Origin of the sequence: Flavobacterium aquidurense (assembly GCF_002217195.1) — a bacterium.
GTDB lineage: Bacteria > Bacteroidota > Bacteroidia > Flavobacteriales > Flavobacteriaceae > Flavobacterium > Flavobacterium frigidimaris.
On sequence record NZ_MUGR01000024.1, the window covers coordinates 177984 to 196916 of the forward strand.

Annotated in this window: 12 protein-coding genes; all 12 read right to left on the bottom strand. The window is 38.1% G+C overall.

Going from position 1 to position 18933, the window contains the following annotated elements; all coding sequences use genetic code 11:
• The 12 genes from B0A67_RS13200 to B0A67_RS13255 all read right to left on the bottom strand — a co-directional run bounded on the left by B0A67_RS13200 (position 1) and on the right by B0A67_RS13255 (position 18641).
• The gene (locus B0A67_RS13200; protein WP_072959234.1) at positions 1-9726 is read right to left on the bottom strand and encodes a SpvB/TcaC N-terminal domain-containing protein; all 9726 of its coding nucleotides are present in this window, start codon (positions 9724-9726) and stop codon (positions 1-3) included.
• A gap of 41 nt (positions 9727-9767) precedes the next feature.
• Positions 9768-11732 carry a T9SS type A sorting domain-containing protein gene (locus B0A67_RS13205; RefSeq protein ID WP_072959237.1) on the bottom strand — a complete coding sequence of 655 codons (1965 nt, stop codon included), beginning with the start codon at positions 11730-11732 and terminating at the stop codon, positions 9768-9770.
• A gap of 31 nt (positions 11733-11763) precedes the next feature.
• Entirely contained in the window at positions 11764-12495 is a 732-nt protein-coding gene (locus B0A67_RS13210) for an outer membrane beta-barrel protein (protein ID WP_072959368.1), read from the bottom strand.
• Between the two features lie 14 nt (positions 12496-12509).
• Positions 12510-13208, bottom strand: coding sequence for an outer membrane beta-barrel protein (locus B0A67_RS13215; protein WP_072959240.1), 699 nt, complete (start codon positions 13206-13208; stop codon positions 12510-12512).
• 284 nt (positions 13209-13492) lie between these two features.
• Positions 13493-14296 (bottom strand): PRTRC system ThiF family protein, encoded by an 804-nt coding sequence (locus B0A67_RS13220; RefSeq protein ID WP_072959243.1) that lies wholly within the window; start codon positions 14294-14296, stop codon positions 13493-13495.
• Positions 14293-15009 carry a PRTRC system protein B gene (locus B0A67_RS13225; RefSeq protein ID WP_072959246.1) on the bottom strand — a complete coding sequence of 239 codons (717 nt, stop codon included), beginning with the start codon at positions 15007-15009 and terminating at the stop codon, positions 14293-14295. Before B0A67_RS13225 ends, B0A67_RS13220 begins: the two co-directional genes overlap by 4 nt.
• A complete protein-coding gene (locus B0A67_RS13230; protein WP_072959250.1) occupies positions 15006-16097 on the bottom strand; it encodes a hypothetical protein in 1092 nt (363 codons plus the stop codon). The genes B0A67_RS13225 and B0A67_RS13230 overlap by 4 nt, the downstream gene beginning before the upstream one ends.
• A 56-nt stretch (positions 16098-16153) precedes the next feature.
• Positions 16154-16372 carry a PRTRC system protein C gene (locus B0A67_RS13235; protein WP_072959253.1) on the bottom strand — a complete coding sequence of 73 codons (219 nt, stop codon included), beginning with the start codon at positions 16370-16372 and terminating at the stop codon, positions 16154-16156.
• Positions 16366-16905, bottom strand: a complete 540-nt coding sequence (locus B0A67_RS13240; RefSeq protein ID WP_072959256.1) for a prtrc system protein e — start codon at positions 16903-16905, stop codon at positions 16366-16368. Before B0A67_RS13240 ends, B0A67_RS13235 begins: the two co-directional genes overlap by 7 nt.
• Positions 16906-16909: 4 nt before the next feature.
• Complete coding sequence (locus B0A67_RS13245; RefSeq protein ID WP_084074533.1) at positions 16910-17116, bottom strand: hypothetical protein; 207 nt, start codon at positions 17114-17116, stop codon at positions 16910-16912.
• A gap of 46 nt (positions 17117-17162) precedes the next feature.
• A complete protein-coding gene (locus B0A67_RS13250) occupies positions 17163-18224 on the bottom strand; it encodes a DUF932 domain-containing protein (protein ID WP_072959259.1) in 1062 nt (353 codons plus the stop codon).
• Between the two features lie 30 nt (positions 18225-18254).
• Positions 18255-18641, bottom strand: coding sequence for a single-stranded DNA-binding protein (locus B0A67_RS13255; protein WP_072959263.1), 387 nt, complete (start codon positions 18639-18641; stop codon positions 18255-18257).
• Positions 18642-18933: the final 292 nt, after the last annotated feature.

Sequence of the window (18933 nt, forward strand, 5' to 3'; positions counted from 1 at the left end):
TTACTCTACTTTTCTACTAACTAAATCTCCGGTAGTTTTTTCCTTATATTTACCGTTATTATGCTTTATATAATGCTCTGAATGAGTTAAAAACTCAATATTGTTGGGATCTCCTGCCATGTTAGGATGATCCTTCACATTATTTATATGGTGACCTTTATATCCCTTGACTTTACCAGTTTCTTTTAATTCTTTTAATTCCTTTCTTGTCCAATTTCTTGTGCCTTCAGCACCACTTTCAATTAATGCTTTTTCTTGTTTCCATGCATCCCTAACCGCTTTACTTCTTGCGGCATTCAGTCTTTTTACCTCGTTAGCTACTTTAACTGATGCTCTCTCTACCTTACTAACTTCCTTAATAACTTTAATCGTATTTTTAGCATCTTTCAGTTCAGACATAAGTAATACTGACAAGAATCTATCATTGCCGGATAATTTATTTCCTGCAAAATCATAGCCAATAATTGCTTCGATTAAACCTTTAGCATCTCCTACAACAGGAACGAAATCTATTGACATCGAAGCTTGAGTGCCACTTATTCTCTCCGTTGGAGGGGTCATAAAATAACACTGTTTTCCGTTAGGATCAATCAGCGAAATAGGATTCTGATAACAATAGCCATATCCATTTAAATTTTTGCCATTATAAATTCCTCCATTATGATCACCATCAAAATAAAATTCTTCTTCAAATACAGGATTGTATGTTGCAAGTGGATCCAAACTCAACCAAAGCGAAGTTTTCATATCTAAATATCTAGCCCCGTAATAACTCAGATTCGTCTCCCTGTCCAACTCCTTCCCATTAAACAAATACGGTGAAGAAAAACTAGAACTATGTTCTTCAAACAAAATTTCTCCAAATGCCACGTACTCGATATGCTGGCTTATGCTTCCGTTTTTAGTTGTAATATACGAAGTACTTCCCAAATGATCAGGATGAAAATAAAAAATATCGTTTTCGGGCAACCCAATTCCTGTGAAACCTTCACCTGACTTAACGGTTGTAGGTTCTACAGGAGGACCAAATTGTACCGGTGGTCCCGGAACATCGCCTGGTGCATTAAAAATTGGGTTCCGAGGCCAGCCTTCCGGTGGTTCCTGGTTTTCTTCAACTGGTTTGACTACTTCGCTTGGATATGGGTCTCCTGTAAATTCTGGTGTTGCATAGATACCCTGCTGCGTTGGTGGTCCTGGTGGGACACCCAATGTTTTAACATAATTATCCAATGCTTTTTGCTGTTCAGCGGTAAGCTTACCGTAATTTACTCCTCCGGCAGTCAATTTCAATGGCTGTGCAAATGATCCGTTTCCTAGCTTGCTTACAATTCGTCCTGCCCCTTCAAAATAATGCTTGGTGAATTTTCCTTTGCTTATTATAAAATATGGACTCACATATCCTGTATAATCATCAGTATGTACTATCGTTGCTGCAGTCGCCCCATTAATGGCTACATTTTGAGAGTCGCCTGAACTTTTAATTACGCGTTCACCTCCTGCATCATAGGTAAATTGATGGATTCTTCCGTTGTCGTTAATACCTGACAAACGGTTTTCTTCATCCCATGTCATTTTTCTGAAACTCTTTTCTTCAGTATAACTGGTTGGGTTTCCGTTTCCGTCGTATACGTATTCTCTTGGCTCGGTTTTCCCACTTTCGACAATTTTATTTGGCGCATTTGGATGCAGTTCGTTATCATAATTATAATCCAATACATAGCCTTTCTGCTCATTGTTTACGGTGTGAACTAGATCTTTCTTAGTAATATTATGCATTTTGTTATAGCTCATATTGAGCTCATAACTTGCTTTGGTAAACTCGCCATGATAGGTTGCTTTTGCAGATTTTAACCTGTAAAAATCATCGTATTGGTATTCATGCGAAGCAGTTCCGCCTAACGTATTGTTAACAACTGGTGCGGTGTTTTTGATGTTTAGTACATTACCTACCAAATCATAACCATACGCATTATTCATTACTTGTCTGGTACCGCTTTTTACCTGCAGCTGCTGCAACCTGCGCATTACATCATCATATGTGTAATTGGTTTCGGTATCGTTACCGTATTTTAAATACTTGCGCTGCTCAAATTCATCGTATGATAATTGTTTGATATAATCATAAATATGGCTTTCTTTTTTACCGTGCATGCTTTGCAGGTTTCCTGCGCGGTTATAGGTATACTCAACAACCTCACCATCAGGATAGGTCATTTTCTGGATACGGTTCCAGGTGTCGTATTTGAATTCCGAAATATAGGTCTGTATGTCTGTAGGGGTAATGCGAAGGGTGCGAATTTCTTTTTCAATCTCGCCTAATTTTCCATAGAAAAATTCCTGTCCGCCACTGGCATCCTGTACAAACCACAATCTACCCCGGCGCGATGCTGTTCCATCGGACTTACCATAATTGTATTGTACATTATTTTGTGGATTCTTCGGATACTTTATGCTTTCTAATCGATTATAGTTGTATTCGTATTGGATCGCACCATCGTTTGGTACCGTATTTTTAATGTCCTGCGTAATTCGACTGGTTAAGTTACCTGCCAAATCATATTGTATAGTTGTTGTTCCAGCATCAGGATGTGTAAATTCGGTACGTCGACCTAGCCAATCATAACTGCTTTTAGTTATATGATCCATTGCATCAGTCACTTTTATGGTCTCGCCCAATGCATTGGTCTCAAACTTGGTCAGCAAATCATTTTGCTTACTGGCTAAGTTCTGACCAGTTGCATCTGTATAAATTTCACTTGTTTTATTTAGTGCATCAGTTTGTGTGGTATGCAAAGTCTGTACGCCATCATAATTTTCTAAAGTAAAAGCAATTGTATTAGTGCTTCCGTCAGGCAGCGTTACTTTTACGGCACGACCCACTTCATCATACTCTGTTTTAGTTGGGGTTACGGTTGATACTGTTGTGCTAAACTTGTTATCGACTGTTGTTGTGGTCGTTGGGTAATAACTGGTTGTTGGCCTTCCCAATCCGTCATAAATAATTTTCCCTGATACAATTTGTGCTTCCTTATCGGGACTTCCCGCCTGAGTAAATAAACTGGCTGTTTTTTTGACCTGTAAGACTCTTCCTAACCCATCGGTATAGGTAAAAGTCTCAATGTCTTTATCCAATTCCGGATCGTAATTTTTGGTTTTGGCATACGGTACTTTGGCTTCCGGGAAATATTCGTAAGCAATAGTATAGGCTTGTCCTGACACAATCTCGTAAGGTGCTTTTATCGTTGCAGGGCGTCCTTTAGCATCCAAAGTATAAATAGTGCTTTGATCATTGCGGTCTGTGGTTGTGAGTACCGACTCAAAACGATAATCGTATTCCATTTTATTCTGGTACCCAAAAGCATCTTTTATCTCGGTCAGGAACTGATGATTGTCTGCATCATAAACATACTCCAAAGTCAGGCGCTGTTTTTTATGATTCTCAGGACCTGTTATTTTTTGCAGGTTGCCGTAAGTATCATATTCTATATCAGTAATGGCAATTTTATCCGCAGCAGCGTAATTTTTTATTTGGGTAACTTCGGCTGTCTTGGTGTTGATTGTTGTAGCCCTTTTGCGGCGAAGTCCTTCAGTTGTAGATAATTCTAATTGTTTCGGAATCCCGCCATAATAAGGAGTTGTACTTTCGTAATAGCTTATTTTCGCGGTTACTTTGTCATCAGCAGTTCCATTACCTAAATCGATGTACTGTATAATATTTCCGTTGGCGTCATATTTGTTATAGGTATTGGTTTCCAAATACTCACTACCACCTTCATACATTTTTTGATTGGCGTGTACCAGCCCTATAAAAATACGTTTGTCATCGCACGAAGGTAAATTCAGGTCTGATACCGGAACACTTGCCTGCGTTGCTACATCAACAAAACTATATTCGTTTTCAGACTCCTGACGCATTTTGTTGTTTTTATCCAGTATATAACTATACTTTAACAGATTTTTTCGGAAATAATCCTGATTATAAAACTCCTGCACAGTTGTTGAGAAAACCAAATCATCTGCAGCATCAATTTGTTCCTGAATTACTTTTCCGAATCCATAAAACTCCCTTTCACGGCGATCCTGATACCCGTCTTCGTATCTGAATTTTGCTTTCGAATGATCAATTCCGTCACCTACATGTCCGTCAAAAACATCGATAGACTGCAAGACCCATTTAGCTGAAGGGTTTTCGTAACTTGGTTTCAGTAGCTCATAATCTACAACATAACTGTTTCCTGCTGCATTGGTTACACCTTTTAGTTTATTGGTTCGTTTGATGTTCGAGAGACGAACAACCAAATGATCTTCATCATCAGAAAGCACATAATCCCAATTTCCGTCTCCATCCATGTCATTAAAAGTAGCTTCGGTACGATTGGTACTAAATCCTGTTGAGCCTCCAAGACTAGGGGTAATCCTAATTAGGAAAATAGGAATATCATAACTAAAACCTACATTCATACCATAATTGGTACTGTTGTTTTCGTTCATCCTTGAGAATTTAGGATAAGCAATAGGAGTCATAAAACTATCTCCCATATTGAGTGCCACCATCATCTTCCCACTGGTATACTCCACTTTATCAACCAGTCCGTCTGAGTTAACATCCAACATTAAAGTATTGGAATTATCTGTTCCTTTCCCATAATTGAATCCACCGGTAAAAGATCCTCCTTTATAAGACATGCCACTTGAAGGACTAATTGCCCAGCTTTCTGAAGCTCCAGTTGCAAGCCCTTCAAAATTCCATTTTTCTTCCGGTAAAAATCCGTAACCTGAGTTTAAAGCTACTTCACCTGTTTTCTTGATTCTGTCAGCAAGCCCGTCTCCATTGATATCAATATGCATGTACTGCGATTCATCTTCGTTCTTTCCTAAATTACCAGATAGTGACATGGTTGCAGAGATACCTGTTGCCTCTTTTTCTGACACAATTTCATTTGTAATGCAGCCGTTACTATCTGTAATAGGTATACTTTTTTGAACGGTTTTGGTAAAGGCATGAGAATAACTTCCATCAGAACTAATTCCGTCTGATTTACTCTCTCCATGGCTGTAATTATAAATTTCAGTTGTTTTACTGCTGATACCTCCTGTTGGAGAAGTAAACTGCACTTCTTTTCCACGCACATAATCCGGAAAACGGTCACCGTTAAAATCTGCCATGGTTTGGGTAACGTAACTTTTTCCTTCTCCTTTACTTCCTCCTGGTCCAAGCGGCCCCACTTTTAGTCCGGCTGAATAACTGGTGCTTTCGTTTTCACTTAAGATGTTCAGTGCCATAGTACCACCGCCATCGAGACTTGGGAGACTTGCATCAAAATAAGACACAATATCATCTTCGCCAAGACGGGAAGTTCCCATAAATCGACTGTCTATAAAAGTAGTTTCTTCCAGACCAATCATATTCTTTTTACTATAGGTACTCTGCATGCTTACAAAGTAAACTTTCGCAATATCATAGCCTTGCTGTTCTGTTTCTGATTGGTTGTCCGGATCTAAGTTGGGTTCTGCGTTGTATGTATCGGATGTTTTTAATTGAGAAACCGCTACTAGATCAGAAGCAAAAGTCCCTGTATTATTGATTACAAATCCTCCCCATTCTCTATGTCCTAATCCCAGCTGCAATTCTTCTGTATAAAAATTAGAATAAACAGCATATTTGTTGGTATCTGCTGTCCATAAACCCGGGGTATCATTTTTTACAGTTAAATAAATCGGCATTTGAAAAAGAGCCACACACTGCTGTGTTACCTCATTACTTTCTAAAGCAGGAATACTGATTTCTAAATCAATAGGCTGGTCTTGTATTACTGCAGTAAATAAAGTTGCCGGCTCTATAACACTTAAATCTTCTGTCAAAACAGCATTAACCATTTTGTAGCGTTTTCGGGCTACTAATTGATTGTTTTGTTTTGCAGTAATGATAACAGCACCGTTTAATTTAAATCTGAGATTATTAAATCCCGCCGGAAGCAGATTAAGATCGGTAAGGGCTAAATTAAGGGCTAAAACTCCGTCAATAGCAGAAGATTTCTTTTCTATAAGATAATCTCCTTTTCGTTTTTTATAACGCTGTAAAAACACATCTATTTTTTTATTCTCTGATGATGCAGGTGCTACTGCAGGCATGTTTATCGAAGGATTAAAAGAAATCGTGTTCCAGTTAATATTGGTCTGGCTCTCTAAAACAAAACGAATCTGCGACGTAGTACTGTTATTTACAACTCCAATACTGCTTAGGTCAAAAGAAGCGGCTTCATTTGCATTAAACTGTTTCTGATAAAGCACGGTTTCAACTGCTCCTGCATCCAGATCTTTTCTGAAAATCTTAAGGGTAATATGATCTGATGTAATGGGTTTTACAAAATTCCCAGCAAATGTGATGCTGCCGTTAGAAACCAATAAACCAGAATTTGTACTGCTTAAAAAGTCTTTTTCAGCATCATAATTTTTCAGTGAATATAAGTTGGCATCTACGGCATTATCCGGTATCGGAACCAGACTTCCTGTATTATCATTTATGGTTATATAAGCTATTTTCGGACTCCAGAGAACCTGGTCAAAACTTCCATCCATAAGGGAACTTACCCTGAAAAATAGTTTTTCCCCTTTTGTTACCGTTATTAAATCTTCTTTTGATTTACTGATATAATCATCTGCGGCGATGGCCTGTTTCCATACCAAACCATTTCCTTTCTGGAAAAACAACTGCACACCATCAGCTTTATCTTTTCCGTCATTGGTCAGATATTCTGCTCTTTCTTTTGATAAATCTTTTTGTAATTCATAAGTATGCGATACCTGAATCTGCCCGGTTACAGGCACTTCCCACATACGCACCACGTCATGCAGCGGGTTTTTTACCTGCATTTCTTCAAAAGTCATTGCGGGGGTCGGAAAACTTAAAGTAAGTTTCCCATCACCTGAAACCGGTGAAGGCGTTTCTGCACTTCCTGGCTTAAAAGTAGGTACCCCACTAACTAATCGGTTGTAATATACCTGTCCGTTATTGGCAAAATCTACCAATCCATCCCCATTAAAGTCCATGAAATAACTTTTGGTGTTGCTCTTCGAATATTGTTTATCAAAACCAACATTGGCGCTGACTTTTGAGTATCCTATCGTTAAATCTACTCCCCAGTTGAAAGTCTTGCTGGATGAATTTCCTATAGTATTTAATGATATTTCCTGAATCTCTCCAAACGAATTTGAACCCTGATTAGAAAGGTTTTTTCTGTAATAAACATTATCTCCTTTCCTAAAGACTTTATCTGGTAGCTGATCGCCATCTAAATCTTCTAAAGTAACAATAGTTTCAGATGACCCCCAGCTGTTTCCACCATGGGCACCTACCGTATTTTGCTTGAAATTTCCGGAATCAGTTGACAATCCAACTCCAATCCTGTAATTAATTCCCCCAGATTTACCGTTAGAACTATTACCCAGTGTATGCTTACCCGAAAGATCTATATTCGGTAAAATATTATTCTTTAAATGGTCATCCGGCACAGTCCAATTTTGTTCAGGTCCAAACGGATTATATTTTCCGGAAGCATCACGAACATCATCAAAATAATCCATTGTATTGGTATAGAATAATTTGGATTCTGAGTCATATTCTGAAACCGACTTCAATAAGGTTTTCTTAAAGGCACCTTCTTTGTAATTCAGTTCGTAACTGCGCACCATATCATCTTTGTAGCGAACCTCGATTTTTCGTAATAACTGATTGTTCAATTGTCTGAAACCTAATCGGGCAGAAACCTGAACATCAGGACGGTTTGCTTCACCTAAATCACTATTTTTTACAAAAGTAACATTGTAGTTTCCTTTTTGAGAACCAAAACCGGTGTAATAGACTTTTTTAAGATAGAGTTCCCCGTCTTTCTTATCGTATTCATATTCGACGGTATTTCCTTTTAAATCGACCTGAAGACATAACGCCCAATGTCCGATATTTCCAGATCCATCCTGTAAAATTCCATTCGATGCAAGACCTGAAGCAGTTCCTCCGTAATAACTGGCAACACCGCTTTTATCCCTTACGACCCAATAATAATTTTTAGGAGATGATCCTTTACGGATAATCTGCTGAAAAGCACCTTCGCGTCTTGGGTAAAATTGTTTATCAGTGGTTCTCGAAGTCCAAGCCGCTCTGTGCGAATTCGGAATAAGCTGTTCGCCTGAAATAGAATAAGTTTCAGTTTCATTTGCTGCATCATAACGAGGCGCTCCCCAACGGGTATCAATACTTACTGCAGGAGCCGAAATATCCCAGCCCATACCAGCCCAGCTGTGCCCGCCATCGCTGTCATATTGTAAATTCAGTGAAGGTTGCATGCCGCCTCTTCCGGCAGGTATTACGATTGAAAATCCGGTGCTGGCTGTTCCTCTTACGTTTGCCGAAGGTGGTGCAATAGACTGAATTCCAACCAAAGGACTTGCGGCTTTTAGATCTTTTATACTTGTTGGCGTATAACCGGAAGTTTCAGGAGATTCCGGCATCTTAATAATCCCGGCAATAAAATCAGTAAAGTGAGTCGTTTTCGCTTTAATGATTCCTTGTTTGATGTCCAATGAATCTTTGGTTACTTCCTGCCATAATCTTTTATTTTCATCAAAATAAAATACATTGATATCTTTTTCGGTGTAGCCTTCGGGAATTGTTTTTTTGTCGTATGGTAATGATAATGTTACTGCTTTCTCGAAAATAGTTCCGTGCGGCAATAATCGGAAACCTGCATTTTTTCCGGTAACATTAACCATTGCTGAATTAAGCGGTGCAATGTCTATTTTTCGGAGTCCACTTACTGTAACTGAGATATTACTTTTTAAGGCTCCAGCCGGAAAAACGGCTTGAAAATCTTTGTATGCTAATTTGTTTTCAGTCTCAAAATTAATGGTTTTGAAAATTCTTTCTTTTGCATTTTCTATCGGTCTGAAAGTGTCTACTTGTGTAAAATGCTTTAAATCTAATTTTTCATTAGTGATCAATCCAGTTGAAGTTTCTTTAGTCACAACAATAGAATTTCCGGTCTCTTTGGCATCTAAAACCAATTCAAATTCAGGCTGGCTTACATCAATAGCAATTCCGCAGATACTCAATTTTTTTATCTGAGAAGGAAAATTAGTTCCTTTGATATATAGTTTATTTGCTGATTTCAATAATGTAAAATCAGTCGAAGCAAGTGACGATTTATAAACAATACGAACATTTTTAATTTTATAGGAATTTGAATTTCCTTCTAGAGCGGTAAACAACAAGACGTTATCACCAGCTCTCAAAGACTTTTCAGAAAGCAGTTCTGATTGTTTTGTCCAGTTTTTATTTTGGGATAAAAACTGCCCTCCAATACTTGGCTGATTGTTTAAACTTCTTGAAATCGAAGCCGCCTGATCGTATCCGTATAATTCGTATTCTAAATAAGCGCTTTCTCCATTTTCAGGTAAAGCATCTACTTTAAGATGAAAAACGTTATCATAAGCATCATCCACATCTGAAGCATCGGCAACGCCAATGATTCCCTCCGGAATATCAGCGCTAAATGACTTTGTGTTTTTAGTTTCGTTTTTAACAATACTAATCAAATCTGTTTCTGCAACATCTGATTCTTTTTCAGAAGTACTTTCAGTGAATAAAGAAGCTATTTTGTACGGTCCAAAATTTGCGGCGAACAAAAATGTACCTATTAAAAACACCAGTATTATAATTTTATTTTTCATAAAGCAGGTTAATCGATATGGGGAAATCGTTTATGTTTAAATTATTTCACAATAACTTTAAAAGTTTTTGTACCAAATTCTGAACTAACAGACACCAGATACATTCCCGATGAACTATTGATCGTATCATCATATAAATAAGTTTCTATTTGCGTCAGCTGTTTTTGTTTTACAAGCGCACCTGTAGGAGAATATACTGTTATGGTTGCATTAGTCTTGTGTGGAAATTGCATAGCTACAGAAAAATGACCGTCTGTAGTTGGATTAGGATATAAAATAATTACACTCGAATCGGTAATTTCTTTTCCATCCGTAGCGATGGCAATCTTGGTAGCAGTTTTACATTCCTGACCATTTACCAATCGTAGTTCGTAATTACCCGGCTGATCGACTAGAATTTTAGGGTTATTGTCTATAAAATCGCCTTCATAAAACCATTGATATTCATAATTTCCTACTGGCAAACCTGCACTTGCATCAAGTGTTATGGCATTTCCCCCCGTCAATAAATAATCTGATTTTAAATTTGGAAATGTCCCTTGTTTATCAGCCACAAAAACGGTTTCGGAATATAGATTTCCTTTTGCGTCGCGGACGATATAATCATAAGTTCCGGAGGAAAGCTGTAATCCTGTAGTACTTTTTGCAGCCTGATTCCATTGTTTTACAACCACATCGCTTCCGTCTTTTTTAACGGTAACGGTAAAAGGAGCTTCGCCACCTTCAATACTATAATTTAACTGCCCGGACCCTGATACGCCACAAGTGGCTTCCGTTATCCAGACTCTGCTGAACATTTCAGGTGCAACTTTTAGTGTAAATTTGGTTTTACCTGATTTTTGTTTGTCCCAGTTAAAATCGTTTAGAACTAATTTTTCTGTACTTGACGTGCTTGCCAAACGAATATATTCCGAATCTTTTTCATCGTAAGTTCCTTTTCCTGAATAATCAAGTAACAACCAGTAATAGGTATCTTTTGGTAAAGTGCCTTTTATAAAAGCAGGGTTAAAAGCCCAGTCAAGACTAAGATCTGCTGGATTTGTAAAATCCAATTGCCATTGTCTTGCAATACCGATTGGTTCTCCCTGTTCCTGTTTTTTGACTAAGAGATTTTTTCCGTTATCACTCCAAAAAGCAAAGTAGTTATTGGGTATTGTACCCGATTTACTTTTAAGTTCTATTGTCAAAAGCCCTTCTTCGATCATGTTGCTGCTCTTTAGCTGCAGCAAACCGCTTGCATCGTCTCTTCCAACTCCGGTTATAGATGAATCAAAATTCTTATGATGGTCGATATCCCATATAGTTTCTCCCTGACTGTTGAGGTAGTTTTTACTCTCAAATTGTGAGAGCGAAATACCATATTTAATTCCGAGGTAACTGGCTACTTTTTGGGTTTCTTTACCAGATAATACCCTGTTGTACACCAGAATTTCGCTAATGTTTCCTTTAAACTCTTCGGGTGGTAATTTCTCATGTTTAGACTTTTGCCCAATCGTTAATGACGATAACTTTGCAACACTATCCGTTACATTCTGTTGAAAAAAATGAATGTTAGCTTTATGAGGTTTTATTTTTTCCTGATAGGATTGATAGGAGTACTTTTTTAGATCCACCAAACGCTTATTGGTCGCAACTGAAAGTGTTTTTTGAGGATCGTTTATCGTCCATAAAAATTGCTCTTTCAAACTGTCTTTTACTTTGTAAACCATAAATAAGGTCTGACGTCTTTTACTTTCTATGCCCAAAGGCAGAATCAGGGAATCCTGAGCCGTATCAAATACAATACTTGGGTTAAAATTAAAAGCAGCTCCAGACTGTTTTTTTTGGGATATTTTCCCTTCCTTTTTAGTAAGGCTTTCCCAGTAATAGGCATCTGCGTTGTTTCGGGTTTTAATCCAAAAAGATGGGTCTTCGACTGCTCCGGGCACTACCTTTTGCTGTGAAAAAACCAGGTTACTTGCCGATAAACTTATAAAAACCAATGATGAAAAAATCTTTCTATACATAATTCTCTATGTTTTAAAATGAAATCGACTCCTAGAAATTGGCCAGATCATCAAAGTCAAATGAGTAACCAATAATTAATGAAATACTATTGATTTTGTTTTTATTTTCGCTGTAACGATGCCCGTTTTCTTCCGTTGTTAAAGCATCTGTAAGACCTAAAGTATAGCGGGCTCCTACAGAAAGATTCGAATTAAATTCATAACCCAAAGAGAATATTCCAGAGAAATAATTTTTACCGGTAAGGGATTCTTTCAGTACTTTTTGCACATTGGCATCCGGTTCAAAATAAGTGCCTGAATCAGCAAATATCTCCTGGGCATTAGAAGTGTATTTTATATTATCGCTCGCAATATTAAAACTAACGTATGGTCCAAAACCCACATACAGCCCTTCAACAGGATAGTATTTAAATTGTGCACCGACATTGATATAACTGTATCCAAAAGTCATTTTGTACTTTAATCCTTTGATATCTTCATAATTCAAATCTGTACTTTGTCCCGAATAGGATATTTCGGTCTGAATACTTACTTTGGCATAAGGATATTTCCAGTTTATAAAAACACCGCCTGTTCCTCCAAATTTGCCTTCTTCTTTTAAAGTATATCCTTCATAAATTCCTTTTGGAACTATAACATCCGGAAGATTTGACATTTTTGAATAAATACCACCACCGAAAAGGCCATAGGTAATTTCTCTGTCACCTTGTGCAAATAGGGATTTTGTGCTCACTAATAGTAGTAGCAAAATAATTTTTTTCATGTTTTTTATTAAAATTACCATTGATGAAAACTGTAGCCTAAAGAAAAACTAAATACTCCGCTTTTGTTTTGATTTTCGATAAACTGAAAAGAAGATGCATTACTTTTTACCACATCTTTTACCCCTAAATAATAGCGTAAATCGAAGTGAATACTTTCGTGCAATTCGTAACCCAATGCAAAGCACAATGAGAAATCGTCTGCGCCGTCAAGACCATCCTGATAGAACTGTCTGGTGGCAACATCGTACATTCCGCCAGCTTCGTTAGATTTATAAGTAATATTGTTAGGAGATAAACTGATGCCGTAGAAAGCACCAAATCCTAAATTTAAACCTTCGTAGGGATATACTTTATATAAAGCTCCAATCTGCAAATAGGAATAATTTAATCCTAATTCAAATTCCTTGCCTGTAGTATCGTGGTAATTGACAGTTTGAGAAGACTGTCTGAATAAAAGTTCCGGTTGAATGGCAACACGGGTATCGTAAAGTTTACAGTTTAAAAAGAAACCACCTTCGATTCCGTAGCCACCTTTACTTTCCATAACACTATTATCAAAAGTGTTATCTCTTCCTTTAATACTTTCGGGTAAATTACTGATTTTAGAATAAATCCCTCCGAGTTTTAATCCGTAGGTGATATTAGTCTCATTTTGTGCATGAGCAGCGTTACAAAAAGAACAAAATATTAATAAGTGTAATAGTACTTTCATTCACAAAAATTTTTGCGAATATATGTATTAATTTCTGATTTTTATCTTTAAAAAATCGACAAAAGGTAATTTAAACCGCTGATACGAAACTAACATCTATCTAAAGCCTATAGACGTGTTTGTCGATTAATAAAGATGTCTGAAAATAAAAATAATAAACACACAAACATCATTAGCTATATTGCGATTGCGTAATGAGCAATATAGCTAATGAGATGTTGTTCCGTTTTAAAGCGCCCCGCAATTGCCCGACCAGAGGAAGCCCAATTGCGGGGCGGCGGGCATCAGCCCACCATTATGGGTTCTGATTTAAAACTTCCCAAATTCAGAAAAAATCCCCTTTGGGCGGTCATGCCTTCACGGAACAGCTTCCATAAAAGCGATGCTCCCATACTGGCAAGTGTGGCATTTATAAACAAGTCCTGTTTTTCAAGTGCCTCGGCAAGGGAACAGCTCGGCTCACTCGTATCGCTCTGCGCTTGCAGTAATTCCTTAAATTCATCGGTTACCATTGGAAGATTCGGTACAGTCGTGTATAGTTTTGAATCAGGCTGTGGGATTTCGCTGATTGTCGAAAGTATTGCCTGTCCCGTATTTTGAGCGTTGCCAAGGTCAAGCCAATAGAGGGATTTGGTACGCTCAAAATCGCTGTTCTCATTACAATTTAGCAGGAAATCTGCAATATCAAAACGTGCCCTTGCGGTATCCACACAGCTGATATAAAGGTTTGCCCTGCCACGATTGGGAAGGGATTTCAGATTAGCTGTTGAGAATTGCTCGGTTACGGCTTTCCAGGAAGTTCCGAAAAAACGATTGGTACGATTAATAAGTGCAACGGCTTTGGGAAGTCCTAGCTCAGCCTCTGCAAAAAGCTGTCGTCCCTGATTGGCATTATTGACTACATCATCATCAAATAAATTGACCTGCAATCCAGCGTGACCCAAAGCGATAAGGCTGTGGTTCATTCTTGCGAGTTCTGTCAGCATCCTGCTTCCTGTTCCTCCTGCGCCGATGAGGTTTACCGTTATCGGATTGGTTGGGTTTATCAGGTAATTGGCTGTATAATGCATGGGGTTGAGTGAGTTCATGATAGTAGATTTCTAATTGTTAAACCATTTTTAAGCAAGGATTTCAGAGGGAAACATTTTCTTGTATTTACAAGGTTCTGCCACAATTGGACTATGTTAGTCTTAACTGGACTTTTCTCTATAATCAAGTGGCTGAAATAACTGTTAAAAAAGTACTGTTCCCACGATTGCATGAAATTTTCCAAATGACAATCTGCCTTTATATCAACTTTTACAGTACCCATGCAGACTTTGCCATCGCTGTATAAATTAAAAAACGGTGCATGATACAGGGCAGTCTGTTCGTTTATTTCCACTTCGGTGTCTATTGCATAAATGTAAAGGGTATTTTTGGAAGCTTTCCATAATAGGGGTGGTACGAAGGCTTTGCCGTTTTCAATGCCTAAACCCTCCGCGAAAAATAAATCGACTTTTTGTGCAGGTGTGTACCAAATGGCAAAACCACTTTGCTCCGGATTTAGATACAGCACCTTTTTGGGAAGCAGTCCCGATGGTTTTAAGAATTTACGTGTAAGTTCTTCCGAAGTGTCTAAGGCACCTGCAAGCTGTGTGCTTTCCCTGAGGCTTAAAGGATGGGCGTTAATGGGACAGCCTTTTTTATCCATATCATAGGCTTCCAAATAAATGGATTTTTCAGCAGTGTCTTTCTGATAGACCACAAAGGCTTTTACAGGATTGTATAATGTTCCAATTGTTTGGGTTATATCTTTCATGGCATATTATTTAGAAGGGTGCATAAATCATTTAAAAGAGGAAACAGCCTGCACTCGAAATCGAGCGCTTTATGTGTTAACTCATTTTGAGAATCATAGATTTGCAGGAGTGTCGGCTCTTCTATTTCGGAGCACTCGTTAAATTCATCATTGATTACCCGCTGTATATTTTTATACAGTATTCCATCGGTGTCTGCTATAAAAGAAATGTACTGCTCCGCTCTTATAATTCCTTCTTCACTTTCAAACACCTCATTGGACGTATTTCTGAAAATAGTATCGCTTGGATATCGTCGTAATAGTTCAAATGCTTGTTTGCCAACGTTTAGACAGTCCTTTTCAAAAGGGCTACTTGGTTTATAGTTGTCTACACGTTTTTTAAAGCAGTTCAAATGATAGGGATTGTATATTTTACGCAGCATTATTTCCCCATAATAAACAGCCTTGTTCAATTCTGAAACCATGCTGTTACCTCCTTCGGACTCTTCATCCTGTAAATCTTCTAAAATCCATTCTTCCATACATTCATAGTGATAATACAGATAACTGCTGTCTTCCCTGTAATACGGAATCCCTGCGATATGGTAGAGATAAGCAAAAACAGACAGCAGTAATTCTGCGGTTTGTTTGTGTTTGCTGTTTTTTAATAGTTTGTACAGGGGTAGTACAGGAATATAATACAATGTATTGTCCGTGTTATAGCAATGTTGGGTTGCCAGTTTTACCGTACCATCATCATCCTGTATTATTTTGAGTTCAATATCCTGTACCGATTGACTAAACTGTTTCTGAATGTCTGCGTATACCAAGAGTATATTATACGGATAGAATTTGTTTGTCACCTCAATTGTTTCAAAACTGTACAGCTTTGTCAGGATAGCAAGAGAATTAAAAAAATCATTTTCCACCTGCAATTGGTCGGGTAACTTTTTGCCTTTTTGGAACAATGGCAGAAAGTAATGTCTTAGAAAACCATCGGCAGGAGTTCGAGTGGAGCGGAACTGTTCGGGTTCTTTTTTACTTCCTGGGCATTGAGAAGCCTGTTTGTGTTTTCTGCGAATTGCCCTAACTGTCTGTATAGTCTGCATAGCTTTTTGTTTTTAGGCAGTTTAATACTGCCTGTTCTACTTTTCGTTTTCATGGTTTATCCTTTTGTGCCGATTTGTGATACAAATTTGTACTGCACCGCATCGTCGTTTATACTTGGTCCTTCTATCGATGCCGTGGTTAAAATCGGATAGGTCTGCGCATAAAAGTTCAATACCGCTTCTGGACTGAATGAGGGCGATGGGTCTGCAAGGCAAATCTCCTGCTCTTTATCCCTGAAGATAAAGATGCGCTCTAGGGTTGTGGCTACTAACATGGTGCTGAAGTATTAGGGTCATTGAAAAGGTCAACAGGGAACTTATCTGAAAGTTCCGCTTTGCGGGATTGAATGATGTCCTTATATTCAGGATACAGGTCAGCCTGTGGCACTTTCATCCATGCTTCCTTAAATTTACCTGCTGTTTCGAGTTCGTCTGCTTTTTTCATGGCTGATTCGTACTGTTTCTGCAATTCGGTTTTTTCCTTATCCCTTTTCAGAACGTTGTCTTTTTCCATTTGGGAACTCACTTTTGCCTGTTCTTTTTCTTTAAGGAAGTGCTCCATATTGGCAAAAAGCTGTGCGGTATCTTGTACAGGCTCTCTAATTGCCCGAAAAAATCCGCTGTCAAGTTCCTCTGCTGTACCCTTTAGTAAAATAGGCGGTACTTTTTTACGGGCATCATCGCCAATGGTATCGTTAAAAAACAATACAGATACAATGAGTTTGTCTGCCTCTTCTTTGGCTATGTTTATTTTCCAATTCCCTGCTACTTGCAAGGCATGGATTGATTTAAAAAAATTGGTTTCCATCGCTTTACTCCTTAGTTTGTTCTACATCTAAATCACTAATTGCTATTAATTTTTCGTATAGGTCTTGCCAATAGGCTTGCCGTTTTTCATCAAACTTTTCAAAGAGTTTGTCGCTGTGGGCAAAATTTCTGAAATAATCTGCCTGCTTTATCGCTAGGGTTAAATTGGTAACCTCAAAGTTTTCTCCGTTTTTATCTTTTATTTGTATCATGATCTCAGGATTTAAAAGGACAGGCAGAAACTGCCTGTCCCATTAGCTAATTAAGAATTAAGGCATCCGAACCTTTAGTGGCAAAATCCAAACAAAGATTAAAAGCGGATTGGGTACGAATCTGCCCTGTGCCACCCATCAAAAGGGAGGTTAATTTGGCTTCATTGTCTTTGTAATTTCTCACATTCTGAAAATAGCCTGTAATCGAATTGTATGCCCCAAAGACAGTTCCTTTGGTGGTGTCCATCAGTTGTGTCGGGTTGCTCATGGCATATTCAAATGCATTATCCACCATATTTGTAAAGCAAGTGGAAAGTTCCTCTTCCTTACCATCTTGTATGGTTTTCAGCACTTCCTTATTGGGAACAAGAGCAGACTGTATTAGTTTTTTTACTTCATTGTCCGTGATTCGGATTTTTGTCCAATGGTTAAAAATATTCTCCATTTGTTCCGATAGCATATCGGATATCCCCATTACTTTATGTGCCTGTTCCAAACGTTGTTTAGCATTCGATGTATGACGAATACGCACGGTATTGGTCTTGTTATTCATAGCGGCATTAAGGGTATTGTTACATACGATACGTATGGGCGTGAATGCTGCGGTTATGCTTCCGCTTCCGTCGTGCGAGGTGGTTAAGAACAAGTATTTCTCTATCAAATCATCATTGCCAACCCTTATATAATCAGGCAGTTTAGCTGTTATAAAGATGCGTTCCCCTTTTCCGAGTGCTCCTGCGGTTTCGTAGAGAATACCGTCACCGCCAACGATGCTGTCAAAAAAAGAAAAAGCATCCCTGTTTTGTACGATTTGATAGTCTTTTCCGACCACACCCAGTACGGCATCGTTATCGTTTCGTACCGTGCTGTAGTAATTTGGTACTTCTATTTTATTGTGAATAATTTCATTATCGAAAATAATTTCTGCTGAACTGGGCGTAAAAAGCGTGCGTTTTTCTACTTCATAATCCAAACCAGCGTGCTTAATTGCCTCGGCGCTTGTCGGGTAATCGGTAATAATCTGCCCTAAATTGTGCCATGCTTTTTCCTTAGTACTGAAAAAACTATGTTTTCCTGACTTCTCGTTATAATTTATATTGTGTGCCATGATGTTAAATTTTAAGTGATTACGCTATTATTAAAAAGGTACTTCTGCTGTTTTTTTTGCTTTCTTTTCCTTTACTGCTGAATTAGCTGTATTAATTTCTGCTTTCTTAGCAAAAACCAAAATTTTAATATTGTTGGTGTGAAACGTCAGAGTGCCCACCGCTACACCTTCGCTGTTATTGTATACACTCATACCAATACGCCCAAACAGCTGTACGAGTGTTCCTTTTTTTAGCCACTGTGCTGTTTTGGCATTTAACCAATAGGAGCAATCGATATAGGTTGTTACTTCCTTTACTTCGGTACTGCCCTTAGGTTTGTAATTGTCATTGATGGCAATACTGAAATTGACCACTTGTTTGTCATTGTTCGCTTGCTGAACTGATGCATCTGCTGTTAATCGTCCTGTGATTTCCATAATTTTAATTTTAAGGATTACTATTATTTACTTTCTCTAATCCTGCTCCCACAAAAATTGTTTTCAAAACGAAAAAACGGGAAAAAAGAAAGCAAGATGTAAGTGGCTTAAGGATGTGCACGTGCTATAAGTCCCGAAGGGTGGCAAGGGAAGCGCAGCCATTATGCGCACGGGGCATGCTTAAGTCACTATCTTAGCTGCCCTTTTAGTCCGTTTCGAGTGAAAGCTTTAAGTTAACTTCTTAATGGACTTTTATTGAAATACAAATTACGATGTGAAAGAATGTCTTTGA